Source organism: Verrucomicrobiota bacterium, assembly GCA_037139415.1.
Classification (GTDB): domain Bacteria; phylum Verrucomicrobiota; class Verrucomicrobiia; order Limisphaerales; family Fontisphaeraceae; genus JBAXGN01.
Genome location: JBAXGN010000120.1, coordinates 1 through 24,972 on the forward strand (window position 1 = coordinate 1; position 24,972 = coordinate 24,972).

Here is a 24,972-nt window from a genome sequence, read left to right on the forward strand (position 1 = left end):
AAAACAACAAAAACAAAACAAAAAAACATTTACACAATTATATTTACAAAACCAAGTTGCGCCCCTAATTTACGGGAAAGAGCCCGTAAATTAGGGGCCGGTTTGGGTGGTCTGACCGGGCGTTTTGGATAATTACCGACTGCTTTTCAGTGGTTTGGGGCGTGAAGCACCTTCTTCTTTGGCTTCTTGCGGGCTTTATGCATGGCAACCCATTCCTGTGCGATCTTAGGCATGCGGTCCAGAATCTCGGTTCCGAAGAGCACCTCATCGACGTAGCCCATATGCAGCATGTCCACGATTCGGCAAAGATATGACCTGCCCTTCGCCCACCAAGTAAAATGGGCATCAACAAACATATAGTGCTTGCACTCGATACCTTCGGATTGAAGCAATTCTTCCAGTTCCATCCCATCGAGCAAGGTTTCGTACACGCCATCGGCCACGCGGCTGCCGAAAGTCGTTGTGTGGTAATACTCCTTATTCTCCCATACTGCGACGGGATTCACCGTTGAGGGAAATGCACCGTCAACTCGACGGGCAAGGGTGCGAAGGGGCGCTCCGTCTCGCGTAAAGGTGGTAAGCTCTCCAGGGTTGTAGTCGAAGTCGAGACCGCCCACGTTCGCCTCAATCAGCCAGTTCACAATATTAGTAAGGTAGGCCGGCTTCTGCTTGTCCCCTTTCTGCTTATTCATGACCACCGGAAGTTTCGAGCCGGTCTCTTTCCTGACGCGCTTGTAGATTTTCTCAGCCTTTTTTGCGTCCATCAGCTTTGGTTCCACGAAGTTATTCAACACGTCTGCACGGTATGCGAAATAGGCGACAAGATTCTTTCCGATGGCAGTCGGTTTTCCCGCACTATCCAAGATATGCGTCGTGGACAGCCCAAGTTCCCCGAGTGCCTTGGCAATCTCTGCTAGATCATGGACCTTGATCTGGCTTGTCTTTCGGTTCGTGTAGCCCAAATGTTGGCTGAGGGACCGGACGTTGGCCCAGAAGTGCTTGGGCATTCTAACAAAGCGAGAGGTTGGCTTCATTTGAGTGCCTTCTCCCATCGCCGAATAAGGGCAATCAGCGGTAAATCAATAGCAAGACAAACAGTACGAAGCTCTACAAGATCAAGGCGTCTTTCGCCCGATTCATATTTGCTGACGAACGACTGTGGCACGCCCATTTTGTCGGCCAACTGCGCCTGGGTCAGCTTTGCTTCGTTCCTTGCCTCGTGCAAGATGAACTGCAAACTCTCCTGCTCTGGACCATAAATTGACTTGGACATTCGCGGATGCTATTATGAATTGACAAATATCCCAAAACAGGATATTTTATCACCGTCTATGGTAAAAGAAAGGCAAACGCAATTGGGATTACTTGAGCCGCGAACGGCTAGACCGTTCAAATCTCAACTACTGAAGTGGATTGGCAACAAACAAAGAGTTGCGACAGTCCTGGCTGCGCATTTCCCAGATTCTTTTGGAACGTACTTTGAACCATTCGTAGGCAGTGGCGGGGTGCTTGCGACCTTGGCACCTCGCCAAGGTTTCGCCTCTGACGCCTTTAGACCTCTCGTCGAAATATGGCAAACGCTGAAGCGCGACCCTGAAACCCTGAAAAGATGGTACGCGGAACGATGGGAGAGGATGGCGGATGGTGGAAAAGTTAGGGTGTTTGAAGAAATTAAAAGCAGCTACAACAGGAATCCGAACGGGGCCGATTTACTCTTTCTCTGTCGCGCCTGCTATGGCGGGGTCGTGAGATTTCGTAAAGCAGACGGATTCATGTCAACTCCCTGCGGAGTTCATGACCCGATAAGTCCTGAAAGCTTTGGTGAGCGGGTTGACGAGTGGAGCTACCGGATGATCGGAACAGAATTCGCTCTGATGGGATACGAACAAGCGCTTGACCGGGCGGTAGATGGGGATTTTGTGTACTGCGACCCACCCTATAGTCACAGCCAGGGTATTCTCTACGGCGCTCAGGCCTTTTCTCTGGAAGATTTGTTTGATCGAGTTGGCCATTGCAAAGCACGTGGAGTGCGAGTTGCCATCAGCATTGACGGCACGAAAAAATCCGGGGCGGTGCGATGCAACTTACCGATACCTGAGGGTCTTTTTGAAAGGGAAGTGTTCATCGAATGTGGCCGCTCTATGCTGAAAAGGTTTCAGATGGACGGAGAGAGCCTTGAGGCAGAGTGCGTAAGTGACCGCCTATTGATGACATATTGAACGCTTGGCAAACATGCACCGCAGTTCATCCTAACTGGCGGCTCGTCCGCCTTCAGCGATTCCCAATGGGCGAATCGTTCCGGCTGTTACTATCGCCTCCGTTCACCGTGAGGCGTTCGGCCTTCGGCTTTCTTCCGCCTTGCTTTCGCATTTGACCTTTGGCGTAGAAATAGCATGCTTGCGCAGTTGATTATGGAGAACCTACAGCAAGCACCACCATCGTTGTTTGCGCGGCTCGGCACGGCGTTCGCCTGCTTTGGCCGCGCGTTGAGTAATCCGGAGTTTTGCCGGAAGGTCACGCCGTTGCTGGGCGCCGCGCCGCCCGCGCCGGTCAAGCCCGCCGAGCCGCCGCCGGAGCGCGTGCATGCCTCCGGGCTGCTGGTGCTGGCCATGTTGCAGCGCGAGGGCCGGTTCGTGGACTTTCTGCAAGAGGACGTGGCCGCCTTCGCCGATGCGGACGTCGGGGCGGCGGCGCGCGTGGTACACGCCGGTTGCCGCAAGGCGCTGGCGCAATGCCTGACGCTGGAGCCCGCGCTGAAGGACGCGGAAGGCGCGACCATCACGGTCCCGGCCGGGTTTGACGCGCAGCGCATCCGGCTGACGGGCAACGTGGCCGGGCAACCGCCGTTCCGCGGTGCGTTGAAGCATCATGGCTGGGTGGCCACGTCGGTGCGGTTGCCGGCGGTCTCCGAGTCGCTCGATCCCCGCATCCTTGCGCCCGCTGAAGTTGAACTTGCCTAGGAGCCGCTTATGCCACGTTATGCCATCGGTATTGATCTGGGCACCACGAATTGTGCGGTGTCTTACTTTGACCTCGACGCCAACCAGTCGCGCGGGCGGGAGCAGACGATGCTGGCCATCCCGCAGGTGACCGCCCCCGGCACGGTGGAGGAGCGGCCGCTGCTGCCCTCGTTCCTGTATCTGCCCAACGCGCAGGAGTTCCCGGCGGGCAGCCTCGGGTTGCCCTGGGATAAGAAGCGCGGCGACGTGGTGGTGGGGGAGTTTGCCCGCAACCACGGGAGCAAGGTGCCGATGCGGCTGGTGTCCTCGGCGAAAAGCTGGCTGTGCCATGCCGGGGTGGACCGGCAGAGCGCGATCCTGCCCTGGCAGGCGCCCGCCGAGGTGCAACGGATTTCGCCGCTGGAGGCCTCCGCGCGGTATCTCAGCCATTTGCGCGAGACGTGGGATCGCCAGCACAAGGACGCCGCCCTGGCGGAGCAGGAGGTGCTGCTGACGGTGCCCGCGTCGTTCGATGCCGCCGCGCGCGATCTGACGCTGAAGGCGGCGCAGGAGGCCGGCCTGCCGAACGTCACGCTGTTGGAGGAACCGCAGGCCGCGCTCTACGCCTGGTGCGAGGCCATGGGCGAGAGCTTCCGCAAACACGTGCAAACCGGCGAGGTCATCCTGGTGGTGGACGTCGGGGGCGGCACGACGGATTTCTCCCTGATTGCGGTGACGGAGCAGGACGGCGAGGTGCAGTTGACGCGCGTGGCGGTGGGGGATCACATCCTGCTCGGCGGCGATAACATGGACCTGGCGCTGGCGTACGCCGTGAACCAGCGGCTGACCGCCGAGGGCAGGAAGCTGGATGCCTGGCAGTTCAACGCGCTCACGTTTGCCTGCCGCCAGGCGAAGGAGCAGATGTATGCCGATCCCAAGTTGAAAAAGGCGGCGCTGACGATTCCCGGACGCGGCTCGTCCCTGATCGGCGGCACGATCAAGGCGGAACTGTCCCGCGAAGAGTTGGACCGCCTCCTCACGGATGGCTTCTTCCCCAAAACGGTCGTCACGGATTTGCCGCAGACCGCCCGCCGCACCGGCCTGGCGCAGATGGCGCTGCCGTATGCGCAGGACGCCGCCGTCACGCGGCACCTCGCCGCGTTCCTGAGCCGGCAGGCGCGCGCGCTGGCCACAGCGCAGGATGCGCCGGTGAAAGTCGCCGGGCAGGCGTTTGTGCATCCCACCGCCGTGCTGTTCAACGGCGGCGTGCTCAAGGCGTCGCCGCTCAAGGAGCGGATTCTGGAAGTCATCAACGCCTGGCTCAAGGCCGATGGCGGCAAGCCCGCCAAGGAATTGGAAGGCGCGGAACTCGATCTGGCGGTGGCGCGCGGCGCGGCCTATTACGGCTGGGTGCGCCAGGGGCACGGGCTGCGCATTCGCGGCGGCACGGCCCGCGCGTATTACGTCGGCATTGAATCCGCGATGCCTGCGGTTCCCGGCATGGAGCCGCCGGTCAAAGCCCTGTGCATCGCCCCGTTTGGCATGGAGGAAGGCACGCAGGCCGAAGTGCCGCCCCAGGAGTTTGGGCTGGTGGTGGGCGAACCCACGCGGTTCCGCTTCTTCTCCAGCTCCCTCCGGCGCGATGACCGCGTCGGCGCGCTGCTCGACGACGTGGCGGGCAACGAGGAATTCGAGGAAGTGTCGCCCATCGAAACCACCCTCACCGCCAAACCAGGCAACGAGGGCAAGCTGGTGCCGGTCAACCTGCGGGCCGCCGTGACGGAACTGGGCACGCTGGAACTCCGCTGCATTGAAAAAGGCGGCAAGGGCAGTTGGAAGCTGGAACTCAACGTGCGGATGAAGGAATGAGCTGCAAAATGCCAAATCCGAAATCCGAAAAACCGAATCCCGAAAGAAATCCGAAATCCGAAATCCGAATCGGACCTACGGGCACCTTCTCCCCCGTGGGGGAGAAGGACGGGATGAGGGGGAACGGAACCCTAAGAATCGCGCATCTCCTGGCTGCAACATCCGCCTTGGCATTCGGTCTTCGGCCTTCGGATTTCTTTCGGATTTCGAACTTCGGTTTTCGGATTTAATCCCTTGTCCCCCTCCACCTACATCATCGGCATTGACCTCGGCACCACGAATTGCGCGGTCGCGTTTGCGGACCCGGCGCTGGGCGCGGATTGCCCGGTGGTGGATTTTCCCGTCGCCCAATTGGTGCGCCCCGGAGAAGTCGCGCCGCGCGCGCTGTTGTCCTCCAGCCTTTACATTCCCGGCGAGCACGAATTGCCCGCCGGAGCCGCGCAGTTGCCGTGGGGCGATTCGCCCGGGTTGATCGCGGGGGAATTTGCGCGCTGGCAGGGCGCGCGCGTGCCGGGGCGGCTGGTGGCCTCCGCCAAAAGCTGGCTGTGCCATCCCGGCGTGGATCGTTCCGCGCCCATCCTGCCGTGGGGCGCGGCGGCGGAGATTCCCAAAGTCTCGCCGGTGGAAGCTTCCGCCCGGTTGCTAGGGCATATCGGGGCCGCATGGAATCACGCGCATCCGGAAACCCCGCTGGCGGAACAGGAAGTGGTCATCACGGTGCCGGCGTCGTTCGATGAAGTGGCGCGGGCGCTGACCGTGAACGCCGCGCGGCAGGCCGGCATTGAAAAGTTCACGCTGGTCGAGGAACCCCAGGCCGCGTTTTACGATTTCACCGCCCAGCATCGGCAGGATTTGGCGGAGGTGTTGCGCGAGGTGCGCCTGGTGCTGGTGGTGGATGTGGGCGGCGGCACCACGGATTTCACGCTCATCCAGGCGGGCATGACGCCGGAGGGACCGGCGATGCGCCGGATTGCGGTGGGGGATCACTTGATGCTGGGCGGCGACAACATGGATGCCGCGCTGGCCCGGCTGGTCGAGGAACGCTTGCTGGCGGGCGGCCGCAAACTCAGCGCCACGCAATGGACGCAACTGGTGCAGGCCAGTCGTGCCGCCAAGGAAACGCTCCTGGGCACCAACGCTCCTGACCGGCACGGCATCGCCCTCGCGGCGGAAGGCAGCCGGTTGTTGGGCGGCACGCTCTCGGCGGAACTCAAACGCGAGGAAACGGAGCGGGTGATTTTGGAAGGCTTCTTCCCGGCCTGCCAGCCGGATGACCTGCCGCGCCGGGGCGCGCGGGTGGCCTTGCAGGAACTCGGGTTGCCGTACGCGCAGGAGCCCGCCGTGACAAGGCACTTGGCCGCGTTCCTGCGCCAGCACGCGGAGGCCGCCTTTGCCGCGTTGGGGATTGTCGAGCACCAGGGAACGCTGCTGCCGCGGCCGGATGCGATTCTGCTTAATGGCGGCGTCTTTAATTCCACGAGCATTTGCGCGCGTTTGCTGGACGCGCTTTCCGCTTGGTGGCCGGACCAGCCCCGGTTGCGCTTGCTGCAGCACGGCTCGCTGGAACTGGCCGTGGCCCGCGGCGCGGCCTACTACGGATTGGCCCGGCGCGGTCTGGGCCGGCGCATCAGCGGCGGCACCGCGCACGCCTTGTACGTGGGGTTGGCGGTGGATAAAGCCGCGGCGGAACCACGCGCGGTCTGCCTGATCCCGCGCGGGCATGAGGAAGGCCAGCCGGTGGACCTCGCCAGCCGCCCGTTCACCCTGGCGCTGGGCCGCCCGGTTCAGTTTCCGCTCTATTCGACCACGTCGGACCGCATTGATCGCCCCGGTGACATTGTGCCGGTGGGCGAGGAATTGCGCGCCTTGCCGCCCATTCACACGCTGTTGAAAGGCGCGGGCAGCAAGGCCGCCACGGTGCCAGTACACTTGCGCGCCACGCTGACCGAAATTGGAACCCTGGAGCTGTGGTGCGTGTCGAATATCGCGGATGAACGCTGGCGGCTTGAGTTTGAGCTGCGCGGTTCGGTCTCACAGACCGCCACGACGGTTACGGAATCCATGCCGGCGCGGTTTGCGGAAGTGAAGGCCATCGTGGAGCGGATCTTTGGCGGACGCGCGGCAGCGACAGCGCCGAAGGAAGTCAAACAGCTCTTGCGCACGCTGGAGCAGACCCTGGGGCCGCGCGAGCATTGGCGGGCACCGCTGTTGCGCGAACTGTGGGGCGTCCTCTTTGCCGGGGCGGCAAAGCGCCGTCGCAGCGCCGATCACGAGCGCGTGTTCTTCCAATTGCTGGGCTACAGTCTGCGCCCCGGCTTTGGTTATCCGCTGGATGAATGGCGCTGCGAGCAGACGTTTGGCATGTTCACGGAAAGCGTCACCTTCCACGGCGAAGAACCGGGCTGGAAAGAATTCTGGGTGATGTGGCGCCGCCTGGCAGGCGGCCTGGATGAGGCGCAGCAGACCGTGCTCTGGAATTATCTCAAGCCGTACCTGGCCCGGCGCGTTCCCATGGAACCATCCAAGTTGGTGGTCAAGCCCAAGGGCATCCAACCCGAGGGCCTGGATGAAATGGTCCGCGTTGCCGCGTCGCTCGAACAACTCATCCCGGTAGAAAAGGTCCAGCTTGGCAACTGGATCGCGGAACGGTTGCGCCACCCCACCACAACGGGCGGCCCGTGGGCCTGGGCCTTGGGCCGGCTTGGAACGCGCGTGCCGCTGCATGGCAGCAGCCACAAGACGGTGGAACCCGGGCAGGCCGAGCAATGGTTGTCGTTCCTGTTGGAGCTGGATTTGCGCCGCATGGATGGCGCGAGCTTTGCCATTGCCGAACTGGCCCGCCTCACCGGCGACCGCACCCGCGACCTGGATGAACCGATCCGCGCCCGCGCGGTGGATGCCCTGCGCTCCGTCGAGGCCCCCGAACGCTGGCTGCGGATGGTCACCGAAATCGTCCAGTTAGAAGCCGACGACGAAGCTCGCGCCTTGGGCGATACCCTGCCGATTGGGTTGCAATTGCGGTGATGGGGCAAATGCCCAACTCGTCTTCATATTCCTGTTGGGCCGCCTGCAAGAGGGGCTCTCCCGTTTTTTGTCCACCCTTGGGAATGAGCTACTCATCCGTGGTTTGGACGTTGCCCATCGGGGTGTCGGGGTGGGCCAAAAATACTTCCACTCCGCCCATCCGAAAGCGAAACATCAACAGACCGCCACGCACGCGCCATGACATGTAAATCGTATAGCATCAACAAAAGAGGGATCAACCTTCGTAATAGATAACCGGTTAGAAATGACTGGTTAGTTTGGTTGTTTTAATTCAGGTTTAATTGCGTTGCGTTGTTTTAAAAGTTATGCGACCCCTAGCGCGGCGATGGTCGCGGGTGAACCGGCAGAACCCGCGCAAATTACGCGACCAATAAGGTTGACGCCAATGCCTTGGGGGAGAAGGATGGGATGAGGGGGTATGGGGAGGAAGCAGCCCGAATCCGTCTATTTGGCGGCATTATTTGTCGCGGCAGGCGTCGCCGGACTATTGGTGGCGCTATTGGTGGAGACGGTGGGCGTGGACTTGGCGTTTGCCGCCGGCCGATTGTGTACGCTGGCTGTCCCCTTGAACAAATCGGGCCTGACCACATGAACCAACAGCACCATGACACCGGCAAATAAAAGGAAGGCGAGAACGGTGGCAAAGGTTTTCAAGCCCTTGGCTTGCTGCAAGGCGGCTTCGGAGTGCAGGCGCTCCTGTTCTTTGAAGACCTCGAACTCCTTCTCCATGTCCACCTGGGTCGTTTCGTGCTCTTCACGCAATTCCAGAACCAGCCAGTGCGGATGCTCGGTGGTGAAATTTCCCGGCAGTTTCTTAAGCTGTTCCCCGGTGGCATCACGAAATCCGCTCCCGCGCCAATATGGGGCTGATTCACAGGTCCACAAACGAACCAGCGCGTGGTTGTGGACAATGCTTTGCAGCCGTTCCCAGAGTTTATCCCGGTGCTGGTCCGCTTGGTCGGATTGCAGAAATACTTCGCCGTAAAGCTGGGCTTGTTTGGTTGCAATCTGGATGCCCCAAGTCCCTTGCACGATATTGTCAGCATCAACGACCACTTGAAATTCGGTGAGGCGTCGCTCGAATTGTTCCCAGGGCAGACACTCCAGCTTCCACAGTTCGATTAACTGCGGCAAATCATCCACCGTTGCCCGGCGGACTTGGAATTGGGCGCTCATATTGTGGGGACACTTTAATAAATCGCCCGGCGCATTTCCAGTGCGATTTTTACTATATTTTGCGGACCCTTTCCGTACGCATCGAATCAGAATCCAATAGCTGGAGATGGCTTGGGCGGGGAGCGCAGAATGTATGCCGCTAGCTTTCCAGGATGGCGATGGCGGTAGCGTGACTGGCGGTGTGACTGAGGCTGAGATGCACGATTCGTCCGCCGCGCGCCTTGAATGTTTCCAAGCCCGTGCCGCTCAGTTCCAGGTACGGCTCGCCGGATTCCCGGCGGCAGATTTCCATGTCCTGAAATCCCAGTTCGGCGCCGATTCCAGTGCCGAAGGCTTTGGCCACTGCTTCTTTGGCGGCAAACCGTGCCGCCAGATGCGGTCCTGGCTGCCGATGGCTCAGGCAATACGCGATTTCCTGCGGGCGCAGAATGCGTTCCAGGAAGCGCTCGCCGAATTTCTCGTATGAGGATTGGATACGTGCGACTTCAACGAGGTCAATGCCGACGCCAAGAATCATATCGGTCAACCGGGATATTGTTTCATGGCCTCCAGCATGTCCATCACCGCCTTGGATAACCCGGTGGTTATGGCACGGCTGATGATGCTGTGGCCAATGTTGAGTTCCACGAGGTGGGGAACAGCGTACAGCGTGAAGATATTCTGATAATTGATGCCATGCCCGGCGTTGACTCGCAGGCCCAGTTCATGTGCCTGACGGGCGGCCGTGATCAGTCGTTCCAACTCCAGAGATCGCTGCACCGGATCTTCATAATGTTCCGCAAAGGAACCGGTATGCAGCTCGATAAATTGTGCGCCGGTTTTGGCTGACGCCGCGACTTGGGCCGCATCCGGGGCAATAAAAAGGCTGACTTCAATGCCCGCATCATTCATGCGTTTCCGGGTATCGGTGAGGCCGGCGAGGTTGGCAGCGACTTCCAAGCCGCCCTCCGTTGTGACTTCCTGACGGCGTTCCGGCACCATGCAGACAATGTCCGGCTTTAACTTCAAGGCAATCGCCACGATTTCCGGGGCGTTGGCCATCTCCAGGTTCAACCTGGTTTTGATAACATCACGAAGCTGCCAAATATCCCGATCCTGGATATGGCGGCGATCCTCTCGCAGGTGCGCCGTAATTCCATGCGCGCCTGATGTTTCACAAATCACCGCTGCTTGAACGGGATCAGGTTCGCCAACGGCTTTTCCACGATAGCGCGCCTCGCGCACAGTGGCCACATGGTCAATATTAACTCCCAGCTTGAGTGACATGACACGTACAGGCCGATCAAGGGGTTGGGGGTAACGGCGGCATTTTGGGGCGGAAGGGCGGGGGATTTGTGCCCTTAAAGCGCATGGCATTGGGGCGCACCAGCTTGAACTTGCCGGGCGGTGCATCCAGGATGTCCAGCCAGCGAGTCAGAAGATTCAGTTCAAAACCGGTGCAACAAAGCGGGCCGCGACGGCTCAGCGTGAGTTCGTTATCGGATGTTTTGATGACCTGGGTGACCGTTTCGCCCAGCACTGCGGGAACGGTCATGACCCACTTGTGACCAACTTCTGTGGTTGGTACGGAAAGCAGGTCGGTGAATAGCGGCGCATTTTGCATAAATTCATTCCAACAGCGGGCGCGTTCGCCGGTTAATTCCCAGTGATAATAAACCAGGTTAGTGCGCCCCTTCACTTGCTGGAATAATTCTGGAGCGCCGGGACGCCGCTTGGAGGCCATTGGCAAGCCGATCAAACCTGTCACCAAATAATCCTGGCCATCTTCATTGCGGCATTGCACGGTGGGACTTAAGAACGGCAACCCTTGCCACACGATTTGCGCCCGGTTGCTCGCCCATAAGAAGCTGCCCAACTGGGTTTTCCCGCCGTCAGGCAAAAGCACCAGCGGCAACGCTTTGGCAAGATGCCCGATCAGGTTCGTGGGGTTGGGCAATGGGGCGGCGGCATAAGTGATGAATGGCAACCCGGCCATGGACCAGCCGTACACCTGGTTGGGCAGCGCATCCAATTTAAGTCGGTTGGCAATGGGGTTCTTGGCCAGCCAAGGTTCGACGCCGTTGAGCGCGGCGAAACTGGTTACCGGATCACGGATGAAGTTGGTGGGAATGCGCCATGGATCCAGTCGCATGGTTAGTTTTCCAGCATAGCGCAGTGAGGCGTTCGCCAACATGTCGCCCTTGTGAAAGCTCATGGCCAGGTGGATGGCTTCCAGCTTTTCGGTAAATGGCAACGGGAGTAGTTCCGCAAACGTGGCCCCCTTGAGTTCTACTTCCATCCAGCGGTTGGAAACCAAGTCTGGCAACCCCGATGTCTTCAGCCGGGTGGCAAAACTTTCGGCGGTTTTCGCGGCGTCTGATCCGCTGGCAATGAACACCCATTTGCCTTCAATGCCACACCGGACTTGTGAATGGTCAGCCAGTGGCAGAGTCTTCAAGGCTGCTTCCCATGCCGATTGCCGTGCTGTGGATACTGCCGCCGCTACAATGCACTGGCGATTGAGGCCCTGTCCCCACACTTCCACCCAGGCTTCATTATCCCACAAGTCGTTCACCACCGGCTGGAGCTGGTTGGCGCTGCCGTTTTGGCCGGCCTGTAGTTTGAGCGACAGCAGTTCCGGCGCATGCAGAGCGATTTTTTCCGTGATCCGCTGGTATAACGCCTTGGATTCTGGCAGAATAGCGATGCCTTGCAGGCGAAGCGAGTTCGTGCCAGCCATCATTGTTTGTGCCCCGGCGAAATGAAGGCGCAACACCAGATCTTGCGGATCTGACGCGGCGGACAGATGGACAGGGTTTAACAGCACCGCCCATGCGGTCAGCCACCACCAACATGCATAAACATCACGCATAAAGTCACCATGGTTTGCCAGAGAAGACGGCCTTTAGCAATGCCCAAATATTATCGTTGCACCCGGGCACCACCGCCTTTGACCAGTTTTTCCACTTCGGCCAGGGTGGCCATGGAGGTATCCCCTGGCGTGGTCATGGCCAGTGCGCCATGCGCCGCTCCGTATTCGACGGCCTGTTTGGCATCGTTGAACTTGAGAAAACCATACGCCAAGCCGCTGGCAAAGCTGTCGCCGCCACCCACGCGATCCAGGATTTCCAGGTCGGGGCGGGGAGTGGCCTCATGGAATTGGCCGTCGGCAAAACAGATTGCTCCCCAGTCATTGCGCGTGGCGGTTTTAACCGCGCGCAGGGTGGTGGCCACCACCTTGAAGTTGGGAAACTCCTTCACCGCTTTCTGGATCATCTGTTTGAACGCGCCTACTTCGATTTTGGAAATATTTTCATCCACCCCTTCAACCTCAAAGCCAAGGCAGGCGGTGAAATCTTCCTCGTTGCCAATCATGACATCCACATACTGCGCGATTTTACGATTAACTTCCTGGGCCCGTTTTTGTCCGCCGATGGATTTCCAAAGGCTTGGCCGGTAATTCAGATCGTAGGAGACGATGGTGCCATGCGTTTTGGCGGCTTGCACCGCTTCGATGACCAGTTCCGGCGTGCTATCGCTAAGCGCCGCAAAAATGCCCCCCGTATGAAACCAGCGAACTCCCTGGTGGCCGAAGATTTCCTGCCAGTCAAAGTCGCCCACTTTGAGCTGTGCAGCGGCGGTATGTCCGCGATCCGGGATGCCCACCGCGCCTCGGATGCCAAAGCCGCGCTCGGTGAAATTTAACCCATTGCGCACCGTCCGGCCCACGCCATCGTAGGGACGCCATTTCACGAAGGAAGTGTCCACGCCGCCTTGCAGTAGGAAATCCTCGATCAGACGTCCGATGTCATTATCGGCAAAGGCGGTGCATACCGCTGTTCTAAGCCCGAAACAGCGGCGCAGACCGCGCGCCACATTGTATTCCCCACCGCCTTCCCACACAGCAAACTCCCGCGCGCAACGAATGCGGCTCTCTCCCGGATCCAGACGCAGCATGATCTCGCCCAAAGCGAGCGCGTCAAATTTACAGGACTCCGCCGTTCTAATATTCAAAGTGCCCATGGCATTAATAGATTTATTGTTCAATTTGCGGCGTCGCGGTAACCAATAAACACCTTCCCGATCGTGCCGGTTGCAGGCATTCGTGTCGCGAAATATCGCCTGCGTTAGCTTGAAAAAAAGCAGGCCGAAACACAATCTATTTTTCTTAGGGGCAGCGGCTTTGGCTGCGGCTTTGCTTGTCACGCGGGTCAACTTCAGTTATTCTATGCCGTCTATGAAGGCCGGGAATAATCCTCCTCCGCCGCCTTGGTGTCGAGCCCCACGCCGAGTGGGGCGGGTGTGCCTGTGGGGTGGCGGCGTTCGGCATCCAAAGAACGAGCCCCGCTCAATTGATTGTTGGGGTAGTTTGATTCGATTCGCACTTATCCTGACTATCGCAGTCAACTTCGTTGCCCAGCCGGTTGTGGCGCAAACCACCACAGTTACTTTGACTCGTGGTCCCTACCTGCAAATGCGCTCGACCACGAGCATTCTGGTTCGCTGGCGCACGGATCAACCCGCCGATAGCCTGGTGCAGTGCGGCACCCAACTGTCCAATTTGGACATGAGTTTCTTTGATCAAGTGTTGACTACGGAGCACCAGGTCCTGCTGACCAACCTGACACCACAGACGAAATATTACTATGCGGTTGCCACCAGTTCCGGCGGCTTGTCCGGCATGGATGGCGCGTTCGTGGCGGGTGGTACGAGCAACTTCTTTGTCACCGCGCCGCCGGTGGGCGTTGCTCGGCCCACGCGGATTTGGTTTGTGAGTGATTATGGTTTTCAGAATAATGGCGAGATCGCCGTGCGGGATTCGTATTTCAATTATACTGCCGCGACGCGTCCGGCGGACGTTTGGTTGACCGGCGGCGATAACGACCAGAATGTCGGTGCCGATGCCGATGTTCAAAACTCTGTTTTTGGCATTTACGCGCCACTGTTGCGCAACCTGGCGATCTGGCCGGCGATGGGTAACCATGACACCTATAGTTATAGCAATCCTGGCCCATACCCGTTCTTTGACAATTTCTCTCTGCCAACCAATGGGGAAGCGGGCGGAACGCCCTCCGGCAGCGAACATTATTATTCATACGACTACGGGGATGTTCATTTTATCTCCTTGGATTCAATCACGCCGGAACTGTCGAACTCCACCAATTCGCCCATGCTCCAATGGCTGCGCCAGGATCTGGCCCGCACTACTCGCAAGTGGAAAATTGCCTATTGGCACGGCCCACCTTACACCAAAGGTTCGCATGATTCCGATAGCCCTTACGATCTTTCCGCCCGCATGATCCAGATGCGGGAAAATGCGGTTCCCATCCTGGAAAGCTATGGTGTTGACCTGGTATTATGTGGCCATTCCCATGTCTATGAACGCTCATACCTGCTGTACGGCCATTACGGCTACTCCTGGGAATTCAGTGAGACCAACAAGGTGAACGGCGGCAACGGACGGGTGGATGGCACCGGCGCGTATCAGCAAACCAACGGTCATGGCACGGTCTATGTGGTGGCAGCACTGGGCGGTAGTCCCTACAGCTTTTACAACCCTACCCATCCCGCGCACCTCGTGAATATTAGCGGCGAACTCGGCTCCTGCATGGTAGATGTGAATGATAATCGCCTCGATTTCAAGTTCATCAACGCCAACACCAACGTGCTGGATCACTTCACACTGATCAAAGGGCCGCCCGCAACCTGGCGCATTCTCACTATGAACCGCTCCGGTACCGCTACCCAACTAAGATGGGCATCCATTCCCGGACGCTATTATCGCATTTACGGGCAATCGGAGTTGGGGGGTGGTTGGACCTTGGTCGCGGATCAGTTACCATCGCAAGGAGACACCACTGCCTGGTCTGCCACCTGGAATTCGGGCGCAAAAATGGGTTTTTTTAGAGTTGCCACCTGCCCGGAATGAGCATAGTAGTGGTGCGTTCACAGATATACGCAACCTTAAGAAAGAGATGCTCATGAATGGACAACGGTTTCGCCTGTACCTGCGTGTGGTTGGTACCGTGGCCCTCTTGGCGGTAGTGGCGGTGGTGATGCCATATTCCTGGATGAATGCCATCCATCAAGCCTTGGGTATGGGAGAACTTTCCTGCCAGCCAGTGGTGGGCTACTTGGCACGATCCACTTCCGCATTCTATGTCATCCTGGGCGCGCTGTTATGGCGGCTTTCCTTCAACCCGCCGGAGTTTCGGGCCATGCTCCAATTCCTGGGGGTGACGATTGTGGTGTTTGGCGTCACACTGCTGGTGGTGGATTGGTGCGAGGGGTTACCCGCCTTTTGGAAATATGGCGAAGGCCCCATTAATATCATTCTGGGGGCAGTGATACTGATGGGCTATCGCAGCACGCCGGCTCCGCCCGCGTAAATTTCCCCGACTTTAATTTCAGACCATGACGCATGATTCAGAGGGGAATATCCTCGCTTGCCACCGGGTATCTGGTTTGGTAAATCCTACGGCGTCACATGGAACGTTTCACAGATATGCCGCTAGAGTTGCCTGAGGCATCCCGATTTGGGTTGGCCCCGGAATTCCTGATTGGCAATGGGCGATATGTGCTGAAACAGTTTCTGGGGCAAAAGGACGGCTCGGAACGATGGACGGCGCACGATGAGGTACTCGGGAAAAATGTCACCCTCCAGTTTATCACCGATGATCCGGCTGTGGCTGACCTGCTCTTGAATCAGTTGCGCCAGCATCTGCCGCGGCATGGTACTCCGCCGCACGCCAGTCTGGTGCGCGTGTGGGACCTCGGACGGGAAGGGGCGCTGCTCTTTCTGGTGCTGGAACCGGCGGCGGGGCCGAGCTTGGACGCGTTCCGCCAGCAACAACAAAACCAGGTGCTTACGTGGGATCAACTCGCGCCGGTGGCGCGGACACTCAGCGCGGTGTGTGAAGCATTGCATGATACCCGGTTCATTCACCGGGGGTTGACTCCGGAAACCATTCTGTTGACCCCGGAGCCAGGTGGCCTTCGCGTGGATGGCAACGCGTGGAGCATGGGGTTGGCGGAGCGGACCGTGGCGGATCATCTGCCGGCCATGCGTGCGCATTATCAGGCTTTTCAAAGCCCGCAGTCGCTGGCGGGCGAGCTGCCGCAAGAGTCGGATGATATTTATGCCTTTGGCGCGGTCTTGTACACAATGTTGACTGGCAGTCCACCGCGCGCCTATTCGCTCGCCAGTCACTCCGACCAGGCGAAGTCCCCCGTATTTCTGCCGGATCGCCTGGCACAGCGCGGCTTGGTCAATACTGTGCCGCCACAAGTGACGACGCTGATCATGGCTTGCCTGGCTCCCCATCCCGATCAACGCCCGTTGAGCATGCGCGAGGTGTCGCTGCGATTGCAGCCGGAAGCGGCTCTGCGCCAGATGGTGTTGAGCGCCGGGAGAATTTCCAGCGCGGCGGATACTGCCGAGGCGTTGAAAAGCCAGACGCCAACACTGGTCGTCCAGACGGCGCGTTGGGAAGGGGTACGGGAAACCGCCGCCGCCCCCACGTGGCGCGTGCATTTAGTGAGCCTGCTGCTGGCCGGATTGGGGTTGATCGGGTTGGGGATTGGCGCGGGCGCATGGTTCAGCCTGCGCCATGCATCGGCGAACGCCGAGCCGGACACAGACCTGCCACCGCTATCGCGCGTGGATATTCGCCGGCGAACCGGGGTGAGCACGTCGGGTACGAAGGGCACCAACCACGCGAGTATTTCCAGTAACGCAGTTCACGGTGCAACTGCATCGGTGCGTAAAAAGTCCGGCAAACTTCCAACCGATAAGCCGTTGCCGCCGCGCCCCACCATTTTCTTTGAAGAAGAATCACTCTTTAACGGGGTGAGCCTGGCTAACTGGGAAGGGGATACCAATTGTTGGTCTGTCCAAGCGGGAGTGTTGGTGGGGAGCGCTGGCACCAATTATCAGCATTTGGACAACATGCCATTGTGTTTGACGACCAGCCAGGTGGGGGATTTTGAGCTGAAGTTGCTATGCAAGGGCGATGCCTCGGCTGGCGTGCTCTATCGTTTGCAGACCAAACCGGAGGGGTTTGCCGGCTATCTGGCCAGAGCCACGCCGCCCGACTCCGGCCAGCTTTATGGCCTGGTGCCGCGCAAACCCAAGCGCAAACTGACCGAACCCGGACGCAATGTAAGCATCGTCCGGGAGGAAGACAAAGATCGCCGCGTGTTCCAAGGCCGGGTGGCGACTCCGGAGGAGTTGGCGCGCGCGTATCAGCCGGATGACTGGAATGAAATCATCATTGTAGCCAAGGGGAACCGTTTGGTTCACCAGGTCAATGGGGTCACGGTGAGCGCGGTGACGGATGAAAGCCCGAATTTTTCGCAGGCAGCCGGGGAATTCGCCTTATTCTTTTCCCCACGCCACAGCCGGGGTGCCCGGGTAGAATTCAAAGACATCCGCATAAAACATTTTCCATCGGGTGGAGCAGGTAATGGTGGTGGTGGAAATTAGCAAACTCACCCGCAACCTCTCGATCCCAAGGCGGATGTCCGGCGGATCCTGTACCGCATGGGTTTTATTCATAATGGATATTTGAATTTTTCCCTCTGGGAGGAAACCACCTTGCTCGGAATCCTGCTAGGCTGCTTCCATGAATGACATAAACATAAGTCGGAGGCCCGAATTTCGAACTCCGAAATGGCGGTCTCCATTCGCGTTGGTTGGCGTGATTCGCGGTCTCCAGCCTTTGGATTTGGCATCTCCCGCCTCTCAGCTCCTATCTTCTGCTCGGCTATCTTTTACCTGCCATTTTTTTGCCAATAAATTTTTATGCCATGTCCGGTTTCCTGTTTTCTGCAAAAAGTCCCCCGGTTTTATTCGCGGTATTCCACAGGGAAAAATTTATGTTTGACGGCAATTCGAGGGAGCTTACCATTGCAGATATGAGCTTTACTCGGATTATTGGAATTATTGCGATGGCTGGATTGCTGGCAAACACCGTCCAGAGCCAGAACCTGGAACCGGCGGCGGGCAAAAAAGCCCCGGCCAAACCGCGCGATCCGGCCTTGATCGAAGTTGCCGACGTGCCCGGCCTGCCACGCGTGCTGCTCATCGGGGATTCCATCTCCATGGGTTACACCCTGCCAGTGCGCGAAAAGCTGAAAGGCCGCGCCAACGTGCATCACCCCCCGGAAAATTGCGGTCCGACCGAACGTGGTCTGGAGCGATTGGAGAAGTGGCTGGGAAGCGGCCACTGGGACGTGATTCATTTCAACTTCGGCCTGCACGATCTCAAATACCTTGATGAAAAAGGGCAATACGTCGGGCCGGACAAGGGCAAGCAACTCGCGCCGCCGGAGGTGTACCGCAAGCAGTTGCGTGACATCACGGTCCAGTTGCAGAAGAGCGGCGCGAAGCTGATCTACGCCACCACAACTCCGGTGCCGCCAGGTACCACCGGCCGTGTTGCGGGAGACGAGCGGGTCTATAATGAGATCGCCACGGCGGTGATGAAAGAATTGAAGGTGCCGATTGATGATCTGTGCGGCCTGGTGGCGGCGCAACAGGCAAAGCTGCCGCCGCGCCCGGAGAGCGAGAAACCGACGGGGCGCACGCGCGTGCCATCCCGGCCGGGAGAACTCCAGTTACCCTTCAACGTGCATTTCACGCCCGAAGGATACGACCAACTTGCCAACCTTGTCGTGGCGAGCGTCGAAAAACAATTGCCGCCCCCAGTAAAATGAGAGAGAAACTCCTAATTTGCGCACCATGGCGAAATTGAAGACTTTAGCGCTTCAGGTCAGGTAACCGCAAACGTAGGTGCAGAGTCTCAAACAGGAGGGCGCGGGAAATTTTGGAGTGCGGTGGCAACCGCCGGGGGAGAAGGGGCGGATGGCGACACCGCTTTGGATTTGCTCCGTCCAGTTGCGTGAGCGCGGGAGACCACGGCGGCGTCCCAAGGACGTCAGGCGGTAGGCCGCCGCCCAGCGAGACGGGAGAATCACAGGCTTGCTGGTGTGCCCATCCAAAGCGGCGTCGCGCCCCCGTCAACCCGCTTTGCCGCCGCACTCCAAAAAAATGCGGCTCCCGTGGTTCCTTGGGGCAAGGGGTACGGAACCACAGACCCTGCCCACCTCGTAGTAGTCGTAACGCACCAACGCGCTTGATGCAGCCCTGTCAGGGCTTGGCGTGTTCTTTGAAGAATTTCACAATCAACGGCAGGGTGGCGGCCGGGAACTCGTGACCGCCGGGATGGATGGCCCCGTTGTCGAAGGTGGGTTTCAAATCCTTTGCGCGATCCGATCCGTCATACGGGGCGGCAGTGGTATCCACATTCTTGGGCCAGCCGCCAAGGTCCGATTGGAAGGAGAGAATATTCGTCCCGATCCGTTTTGCCTCCTCGCCGGCGTACCAGGCATCCGGACGTTTGAGGTATTGTCTGGCGCCTTCCACCGCCGGCAATGAAGTGATACCCATGACCACTACCAGCCCCAAGCTTAAGAGTGCCGAAGTTCTTGTTCTGCGATTTAATTGCATAGTCTTCACGTTTTGACACACACTTAACACCGTTTTCATACGCCCAAATGGTGATGATTGGCAATGACTGGCAATATCGCGTTGAGTTATTGCAATGTGCATTTGGGCACTGTTCCCGTTGATGGTTTTATGCTAACAGGCGTCCGGTATGGCCAAGAATTTTGGGAGGGTGGATTCAATGAGCCAGGCGAGGTCTTTGGCGGCTTGGTCGATGGGGATATATAGGTGGTCTTTGATGCTAGGGCGGTAACCACACTCATACACCAAGTATTCGCTGCCATCGCGGCCCTTTTTTTGGGGTTCACCAAAGGTGTTGGGAGGAGGATTCAGGTCTTTGAGAATCTTTAATACCGCAGGGAGGTACTGACCTGAGCCAGTGGCTTTTTGTCGGGTGGCATGCGTGAAGTTGACCCCGCACACATGGCCGGAACCGTCAGGGCCCACGCACATCTGATAGTGGCACCCACTGGCACTCCAAAAGGCTTTGGGCCGGGATGACTTGGGACGGATGCGGAAATGCATGACGTCAAAATCCTCTTTGCGCATGCGGCCGGGTACCTCCTCGCAGGTTTCAAGGCTAGCGCAAATTTCTGGAGGTAAGAGTTTTTGGCACGCCTCCCAGGCCTTTTCGACGAGTGTGATTTGTTCTTGGTCAGTCATAAGGGGTATGGATTAGAAGTTTCTTAGTAGCTACTTTGAAACACCACGAAAGAAATTGTTTGGTGGTGAATTAGGATTCAGCGTGTTAGTATAGGTTACGCTGGTGCTGGCCGGGACAAGGCTTGTTTCAGCGGCCCAATTTACAAGGTTAGATGAACTCTCAATATAAAGACGCTGGCCCACTGTAACATTTAAAGTCGTAGAAAATTGTCGTGCACGAGATAATGATGGAGCGGAAAATCTCGTGTAACCTGCAGAAACTCCTTGCAGGCGAGCCAGATTTTTAACTGGAACATTCCCAACACCAATAATAGTCCCACAAAGCAATAGCTTACCATCAGTTTGCAACGAACTGCCATATAAACTATTTTCAAAATTTGCAGCAACATAGTTAGTGTCAACAACCCCATCGGGAAGCGTCCGTGCAATTTTGAACACTGGAAATCCGTTCGCCAAAGCAAAGGCACCAACAAAAAATATACTGCCATCTTGCGCAGTTAGTATATTATGATGGTAACTTAGACTGGGACCGTCTTTTTCAAAAATCTGGAGCTCGACCTGGTTAAAGGTGGAATCCAGCGAGCCATCCTGGTTCAGTCGAATTGCGTAAGCGGAAGACAAATACGGAATATTGGCATGTGCAAGAATGATCGTGCGATTCTGCGGTTGGGATGCAACGAAAAACGGCAATACTGCTGGGAAAAGTGTTCTGGCAGGATCATAGGTTAAATCCAAAGTTCCGTCCTCATTTAAGCGGGCAATACCAACTCGTTTCACCCCATTATAGGAAGTGAACCTGCCACCGATAATTAATTTTCCATCAGATTGAGGTGATACTGAATTGACCAGATTATTTGGGCCGATTCCCCCTAGATTAAATGATGAATCAAAAGTCAGATCGGAATTAAACCTAACAATTCCATTGTAAAGTTTGCCATTTAGCAAACAGCGAAAGCATGTCGAAGAATCCCGGTTATAAAGGAGTACCTTCCCGGAGGGTAATACAATCGGTTGCGGAGTAGAATACAGGTCATTTGTGTTCATGAATATACACGATGCATCCAAAGTTCCATTTGTTGTAACACGAAGAATGCCATCTTCTGGCCCGTTCATAACCACAATAGCCTTGCCATCCGATTGCAGCGCTAAAGAAACTGTACTGGTGATATTTGATTTGTAATAACCTAGAGGTAAAGCTGTTAGTGCGTTGGTGGCAAAGCCAGAAACTATGGATCCATCGGTATTCAATAGAATCAAGCCATTAGCGGTAGCGGCCAACACCCTGCCATCAGGGCGTTGCACAGCGGCATAAACCGTACTATAAGGGCTTAATGGTGGCAGAAAAGCAGTGTCCGGCGCGCCCGGCTGAGCGAGGGACGACTGGAGGAAAACAAAAGTGAAAACGAATAATATCAATTGGCAGATTAGGCCATGCCAACGATGAAACACCTTGAGATGGATAGTTTCAACTAGTGGCGGGAAGCCATCGTGTTGGCAACCTATCCCGGAACGATAGGCGGATGGATGGGCTTGCGTGTTGGAATATAAACAGTTGATCATTGGGTTTTAGGTTCTGAACCGATTAACAGCGATTGGATCTCAGACGAAGTATATTTGGGGGGCTCTGGCGAACCAGCGCAAAAATATCCATCCAAAAGAAAGAAATTCGGATCAATATCACGGCGTATTATATCGGATAGCCAATTCGCCGCCTTAGCAGCTTCAGTCAAGGCATTATGATAATTATCTGTCCATTCAATATAAAGTTTAAAAAGCCTATGATAATCATCGTCATTCTCGCTGTTAATATAAAATTTGCATCCAACTAACCAATTACGTTCGTCCGTTGATGCATGCTGATTAATAACCTCTACTAGGAGTTCCAAAGTATGGGCGAAATTTTTAAGAGCACATTCTAGTTCAGGATAAATGCCAGGCCAAACAGCACGACTCACCTGAAGTTCAAATCTACGAATAGCATGAATCCTCAACATACTCAAGGTGGGGATCTCAGCAAGCACGAAAGATCTGAATTCACTCCAGGTAGAAAGCATCCCATCTGAGACTGCCATTCCTATCAAGGAAGCATATACCGGATGTATGCTCGGCGAACTTGGAGGAGGCGGAACGACGGTGTTGGTGGATGCTGATGCGGACATGGAAGCTATGTCCTCACTGATAGTCTTAACAAACTCATGGAGATTTTTATTTTGCGCACCCGGGCTCATCATGTCGAGCGGTGCGTCTGGCCGATTCCCAGCTTGGAGAGCGCTTAATTTCATTTTGTGCGGTCCAATGTTAGGATCGGGATATAAAAACTCGGCATCCAAAAATGCGCATGATGAAATGATGAGCGAGTATATTTTGAGACCTTCCTTGCGTGCTTTCTCCAAAATGACGGGGAGTTCATTGCTGACGATGTAATCTGATGCCAAAAAGGCGGGGCCAACTAATAGAATTGCGGCTGATGAACCTTTAAGAGAGGTTTGTATTTTGTTGTGCCAATCCTCGCTGGTCCGGATACGGGTGTCATCCCAAATATCAAAATCCCCTTGCTGGCGCAGATACGGTTTGAGGTGCATCTTAACCAGATTAAGACAACTTGAACCGTCAAAAGTTTTGTTATCCTTATGTGCGTAGGAGATGAAAATATTTTTACACGCAGGCATAATGAATATACTCAGGCAGTTAGGGTTTGCAGGGAAGATGGCAGTGATTGGACTTCACGGCAGACGAGGAAGTGCCAGGGGCCGAATTCTTTCAGGTTGTTGACGGCGTCCACCCAACGGCGGGCGGCGTTGTGTTTGTGGTTGGTTTTCTCCAGTTCGTGGACTTCGTATCCTTTGATCTCCAGCATGACGGTGAGGCCGTTTTTGAGGCGGACCAGGAAATCGGGCTCGTAGGTGTGGCTGATGCCGTAGAAATCGTAGGGGACGGTCAGGCCCAGATGGTCGTTGCGGGCGTAGTAGTGGACGGCGGGACATTGCTCCATGACCGTGGCGGCCTGGGCCTCCCAATCGGAATGCTGGACGACCAGGTTGATGTGGCTGTTCTGCGTGGGGGTCACGGGACGCTTGGTGACGAAATCCACGCCGGCGGTGGTGCCAAAGGGACGGTAACGGTTCAGGATGGGCACGATGGGGGATTCGCCAGAGGCGTCATGATGGTGGGTTGGTTCTTGGTCATAGGATTACTTGCCGTAGCCGTTTTTATCCATTAATTCGGCGAATCTGGACCAGGAAAGATGTCTGGAAATTTTACGGTAGCGACCAGTCCAACAAAATCCGCCACGACCGATTTCAAGTTTGCCAAGGAGTTCGCCATCCGCAGACACATTCAACCACAGGGATGAGCCGGCTTTGGTTAACGAATTTACCGAAAGGTAGGCCGAGGCGGAATGGACGCGGGCGACTTTTCGTTTTCTGGATTTGCCTTTGGATGTTTGTTTTGACATATGTGTAAATCTACCAACGTTCCTGAGCCTCACCGAGGGAAAACTCATAAAACTCCCCCTCTAACTTCAAATCAGTAATTTCACTGCGGGGGTGCTTAGTAGGTTCAGAACCTGGGTTCTTAAATGGTATGAAGGCACTTTTTGAGGAAACCTCCCCAGAAACTAGGACTAAGGGAACATGATTAGTGGGATTTGTTTTGTCATAGATATAAACCTGATGAAAAACATAAAGCTTACATTTCTGGACTTGATCAAGTGTTGGAAGCTTTTTATTTTGTTTTAGGAATTTTTCTGATAAATCAAACCTCAGACAAAGGACAATCTGATCATTAGCGATGTAATATCGCAATTCAGCACTATCTTTAGCATTATAACGAGCATAAAATAGATCAGCCGTGCCATCAATGGGAACAAATCTGAATGCCGATGCGGTGTTTTTGGCAAAACCTTCAGGTAAACGAACACCAGACCATGTTCTTTCAACAGAAGGTGGTATGAAGAAATCGTCCGTCAAACGAATCGAGTAAAAGCCTGCACCAGAGGGATCTAATTGAATTTGACAAGATACAGAATTTGTAATGTCCCTTTTCAATGCTTGGCAAAGAGATGGATTGGAGATTTGGAAATTAAAAATAATTGAAACAAAATCAACAGGCGTGAGGCTGCGCCAATGATGTTTTGCCACTTGCATGGATGTGTTCAACAAACCAGATGCGGTGGTTGATGCGTTTCGCAACTCTTTATTCAATTCCCCAAGGGAATTTGAAAAATCTTTAAAAACCCCTTTCACTTCCCCTTGAAATGAATTGAGAGACCTCGAAGCCTCTGTCAGATTGCTGTTTATGTTAATTAGTGACTTCTCTGTTACAGGTATCTGAGAAACTAGTGAATTCACCTTGCCGAGAGCTTCCTCACTTGCGTTATAATTTGAATTGGCAAGCCTTATCTGTTCCTCAGCTTTGCTGATGGCTGTAGTGATGCCGGAAGCTGTTCCTGTAACTTTATTCAATGTTCTGGCCCCGACCAAAATCTGGTATGAGGTATTGGATGCCGATGCCTCAGCCCTAATAACATTATCGGCTGTCTCAAGGACGTGGCAAAAAAGAGCGCTGGCGAAACTCGTGAAACTAATGAAAGAGAAAAGGATAAATCGTTTGCTGATTGGTCCTTTTTGTGACGTGGCGTCCGGTGTGGTTTGAACGTCCGGTGCGGGCTGAACGTCCGGTGCGGGCTGAACGTCCGGTGCGGGTTGAACGTCCGGTGCGGGTTGAACGTCCGGTGTGGTTTGAACGTCCGGTGTGGTTTGAACGTCCGGTGTGGTTTGAACGTCCGGTGTGGTT

The 24,972-nt window shown here is 56.1% G+C and carries 21 protein-coding genes; 8 read left to right on the forward strand and 13 right to left on the reverse strand.

The annotated features are described in order from the left end of the window. Positions 1–146 precede the first annotated feature (146 nt). Both WCO56_19420 and WCO56_19425 read right to left on the reverse strand, forming a co-directional pair. Positions 147–1,034 (reverse strand): hypothetical protein, encoded by an 888-nt coding sequence (locus WCO56_19420; protein ID MEI7731751.1) that lies wholly within the window; start codon positions 1,032–1,034, stop codon positions 147–149. Continuing rightward, positions 1,031–1,273, reverse strand: a complete 243-nt coding sequence (locus tag WCO56_19425) for a helix-turn-helix transcriptional regulator (protein MEI7731752.1) — start codon at positions 1,271–1,273, stop codon at positions 1,031–1,033. Before WCO56_19425 ends, WCO56_19420 begins: the two co-directional genes overlap by 4 nt. A 19-nt stretch (positions 1,274–1,292) precedes the next feature. Here WCO56_19425 and WCO56_19430 point away from each other — a divergent pair, with 19 nt between their 5' ends. The 4 genes from WCO56_19430 (at position 1,293) to WCO56_19445 (ending at position 7,832) form a co-directional block, all read left to right on the forward strand. After that, positions 1,293–2,219: a DNA adenine methylase gene (locus tag WCO56_19430; GenBank protein ID MEI7731753.1), complete on the forward strand. Its 927-nt coding sequence runs from the start codon at positions 1,293–1,295 to the stop codon at positions 2,217–2,219. Between the two features lie 192 nt (positions 2,220–2,411). Further along, the gene (locus tag WCO56_19435; protein ID MEI7731754.1) at positions 2,412–2,960 is read left to right on the forward strand and encodes a DUF2760 domain-containing protein; all 549 of its coding nucleotides are present in this window, start codon (positions 2,412–2,414) and stop codon (positions 2,958–2,960) included. 9 nt (positions 2,961–2,969) lie between these two features. Continuing rightward, positions 2,970–4,808 (forward strand): Hsp70 family protein, encoded by a 1,839-nt coding sequence (locus tag WCO56_19440; protein ID MEI7731755.1) that lies wholly within the window; start codon positions 2,970–2,972, stop codon positions 4,806–4,808. A 234-nt stretch (positions 4,809–5,042) separates the two neighbouring features. Beyond that, the gene (locus WCO56_19445; protein ID MEI7731756.1) at positions 5,043–7,832 is read left to right on the forward strand and encodes an Hsp70 family protein; all 2,790 of its coding nucleotides are present in this window, start codon (positions 5,043–5,045) and stop codon (positions 7,830–7,832) included. Between the two features lie 465 nt (positions 7,833–8,297). Here WCO56_19445 and WCO56_19450 read toward each other — a convergent pair whose 3' ends face one another. The 5 genes from WCO56_19450 to WCO56_19470 form a co-directional block, all read right to left on the reverse strand. Further along, a complete protein-coding gene (locus tag WCO56_19450; GenBank protein MEI7731757.1) occupies positions 8,298–9,029 on the reverse strand; it encodes a hypothetical protein in 732 nt (243 codons plus the stop codon). A gap of 139 nt (positions 9,030–9,168) precedes the next feature. After that, the gene (gene acpS, locus WCO56_19455) at positions 9,169–9,546 is read right to left on the reverse strand and encodes a holo-ACP synthase (protein MEI7731758.1); all 378 of its coding nucleotides are present in this window, start codon (positions 9,544–9,546) and stop codon (positions 9,169–9,171) included. A gap of 5 nt (positions 9,547–9,551) precedes the next feature. Continuing rightward, positions 9,552–10,295 carry a pyridoxine 5'-phosphate synthase gene (locus tag WCO56_19460; GenBank protein MEI7731759.1) on the reverse strand — a complete coding sequence of 248 codons (744 nt, stop codon included), beginning with the start codon at positions 10,293–10,295 and terminating at the stop codon, positions 9,552–9,554. Between the two features lie 16 nt (positions 10,296–10,311). Then, complete coding sequence (locus WCO56_19465; GenBank protein MEI7731760.1) at positions 10,312–11,880, reverse strand: hypothetical protein; 1,569 nt, start codon at positions 11,878–11,880, stop codon at positions 10,312–10,314. 50 nt (positions 11,881–11,930) lie between these two features. Next, positions 11,931–13,031, reverse strand: coding sequence for a sugar kinase (locus WCO56_19470; GenBank protein MEI7731761.1), 1,101 nt, complete (start codon positions 13,029–13,031; stop codon positions 11,931–11,933). Positions 13,032–13,377: 346 nt separating this feature from the next. Here WCO56_19470 and WCO56_19475 point away from each other — a divergent pair, with 346 nt between their 5' ends. From WCO56_19475 to WCO56_19490, 4 genes are all read left to right on the forward strand, one after another. Next, on the forward strand, positions 13,378–14,937 hold the full coding sequence (locus tag WCO56_19475) for a metallophosphoesterase family protein (GenBank protein MEI7731762.1): 1,560 nt from the start codon (positions 13,378–13,380) through the stop codon (positions 14,935–14,937). A 52-nt stretch (positions 14,938–14,989) separates the two neighbouring features. Then, positions 14,990–15,397: a hypothetical protein gene (locus WCO56_19480; protein ID MEI7731763.1), complete on the forward strand. Its 408-nt coding sequence runs from the start codon at positions 14,990–14,992 to the stop codon at positions 15,395–15,397. A gap of 98 nt (positions 15,398–15,495) precedes the next feature. Beyond that, a complete protein-coding gene (locus WCO56_19485; GenBank protein ID MEI7731764.1) occupies positions 15,496–17,493 on the forward strand; it encodes a family 16 glycoside hydrolase in 1,998 nt (665 codons plus the stop codon). A 464-nt stretch (positions 17,494–17,957) separates the two neighbouring features. After that, positions 17,958–18,725 carry an SGNH/GDSL hydrolase family protein gene (locus WCO56_19490; GenBank protein MEI7731765.1) on the forward strand — a complete coding sequence of 256 codons (768 nt, stop codon included), beginning with the start codon at positions 17,958–17,960 and terminating at the stop codon, positions 18,723–18,725. 433 nt (positions 18,726–19,158) lie between these two features. On the opposite strand, the gene WCO56_19495 is transcribed toward WCO56_19490, so the two are convergent. The 6 genes from WCO56_19495 to WCO56_19520 all read right to left on the reverse strand — a co-directional run. After that, positions 19,159–19,518, reverse strand: coding sequence for a hypothetical protein (locus WCO56_19495; GenBank protein MEI7731766.1), 360 nt, complete (start codon positions 19,516–19,518; stop codon positions 19,159–19,161). Positions 19,519–19,650: 132 nt separating this feature from the next. Beyond that, positions 19,651–20,178, reverse strand: a complete 528-nt coding sequence (locus WCO56_19500; protein MEI7731767.1) for a hypothetical protein — start codon at positions 20,176–20,178, stop codon at positions 19,651–19,653. 30 nt (positions 20,179–20,208) lie between these two features. Further along, a complete protein-coding gene (locus WCO56_19505; protein ID MEI7731768.1) occupies positions 20,209–21,738 on the reverse strand; it encodes a delta-60 repeat domain-containing protein in 1,530 nt (509 codons plus the stop codon). After that, positions 21,735–22,847 carry a toll/interleukin-1 receptor domain-containing protein gene (locus WCO56_19510; protein MEI7731769.1) on the reverse strand — a complete coding sequence of 371 codons (1,113 nt, stop codon included), beginning with the start codon at positions 22,845–22,847 and terminating at the stop codon, positions 21,735–21,737. The genes WCO56_19505 and WCO56_19510 overlap by 4 nt, the downstream gene beginning before the upstream one ends. Before the next feature lie 11 nt (positions 22,848–22,858). Further along, the gene (locus WCO56_19515; protein MEI7731770.1) at positions 22,859–23,314 is read right to left on the reverse strand and encodes a hypothetical protein; all 456 of its coding nucleotides are present in this window, start codon (positions 23,312–23,314) and stop codon (positions 22,859–22,861) included. Positions 23,315–23,642: 328 nt separating this feature from the next. Continuing rightward, positions 23,643–24,972: hypothetical protein (locus WCO56_19520; GenBank protein ID MEI7731771.1), on the reverse strand; the 1,330-nt coding region annotated here is incomplete at its 5' end.

Coding starts and splice junctions, on each gene's coding strand:
- WCO56_19425 (MEI7731752.1), bottom strand. CDS start 1,273: ATGTCCAAGTCAATTTATGGTCCAGAGCAGGAGAGTTTGCAGTTCATC.
- WCO56_19435 (MEI7731754.1), top strand. CDS start 2,412: ATGGAGAACCTACAGCAAGCACCACCATCGTTGTTTGCGCGGCTCGGC.
- WCO56_19420 (MEI7731751.1), bottom strand. CDS start 1,034: ATGAAGCCAACCTCTCGCTTTGTTAGAATGCCCAAGCACTTCTGGGCC.
- WCO56_19500 (MEI7731767.1), bottom strand. CDS start 20,178: ATGACTGACCAAGAACAAATCACACTCGTCGAAAAGGCCTGGGAGGCG.
- WCO56_19460 (MEI7731759.1), bottom strand. CDS start 10,295: ATGTCACTCAAGCTGGGAGTTAATATTGACCATGTGGCCACTGTGCGC.
- WCO56_19505 (MEI7731768.1), bottom strand. CDS start 21,738: ATGATCAACTGTTTATATTCCAACACGCAAGCCCATCCATCCGCCTAT.
- WCO56_19490 (MEI7731765.1), top strand. CDS start 17,958: ATGGCTGGATTGCTGGCAAACACCGTCCAGAGCCAGAACCTGGAACCG.
- WCO56_19510 (MEI7731769.1), bottom strand. CDS start 22,847: ATGCCTGCGTGTAAAAATATTTTCATCTCCTACGCACATAAGGATAAC.
- WCO56_19485 (MEI7731764.1), top strand. CDS start 15,496: ATGGAACGTTTCACAGATATGCCGCTAGAGTTGCCTGAGGCATCCCGA.
- WCO56_19450 (MEI7731757.1), bottom strand. CDS start 9,029: ATGAGCGCCCAATTCCAAGTCCGCCGGGCAACGGTGGATGATTTGCCG.
- acpS (MEI7731758.1), bottom strand. CDS start 9,546: ATGATTCTTGGCGTCGGCATTGACCTCGTTGAAGTCGCACGTATCCAA.
- WCO56_19465 (MEI7731760.1), bottom strand. CDS start 11,880: ATGCGTGATGTTTATGCATGTTGGTGGTGGCTGACCGCATGGGCGGTG.
- WCO56_19440 (MEI7731755.1), top strand. CDS start 2,970: ATGCCACGTTATGCCATCGGTATTGATCTGGGCACCACGAATTGTGCG.
- WCO56_19480 (MEI7731763.1), top strand. CDS start 14,990: ATGAATGGACAACGGTTTCGCCTGTACCTGCGTGTGGTTGGTACCGTG.
- WCO56_19470 (MEI7731761.1), bottom strand. CDS start 13,031: ATGGGCACTTTGAATATTAGAACGGCGGAGTCCTGTAAATTTGACGCG.
- WCO56_19495 (MEI7731766.1), bottom strand. CDS start 19,518: ATGCAATTAAATCGCAGAACAAGAACTTCGGCACTCTTAAGCTTGGGG.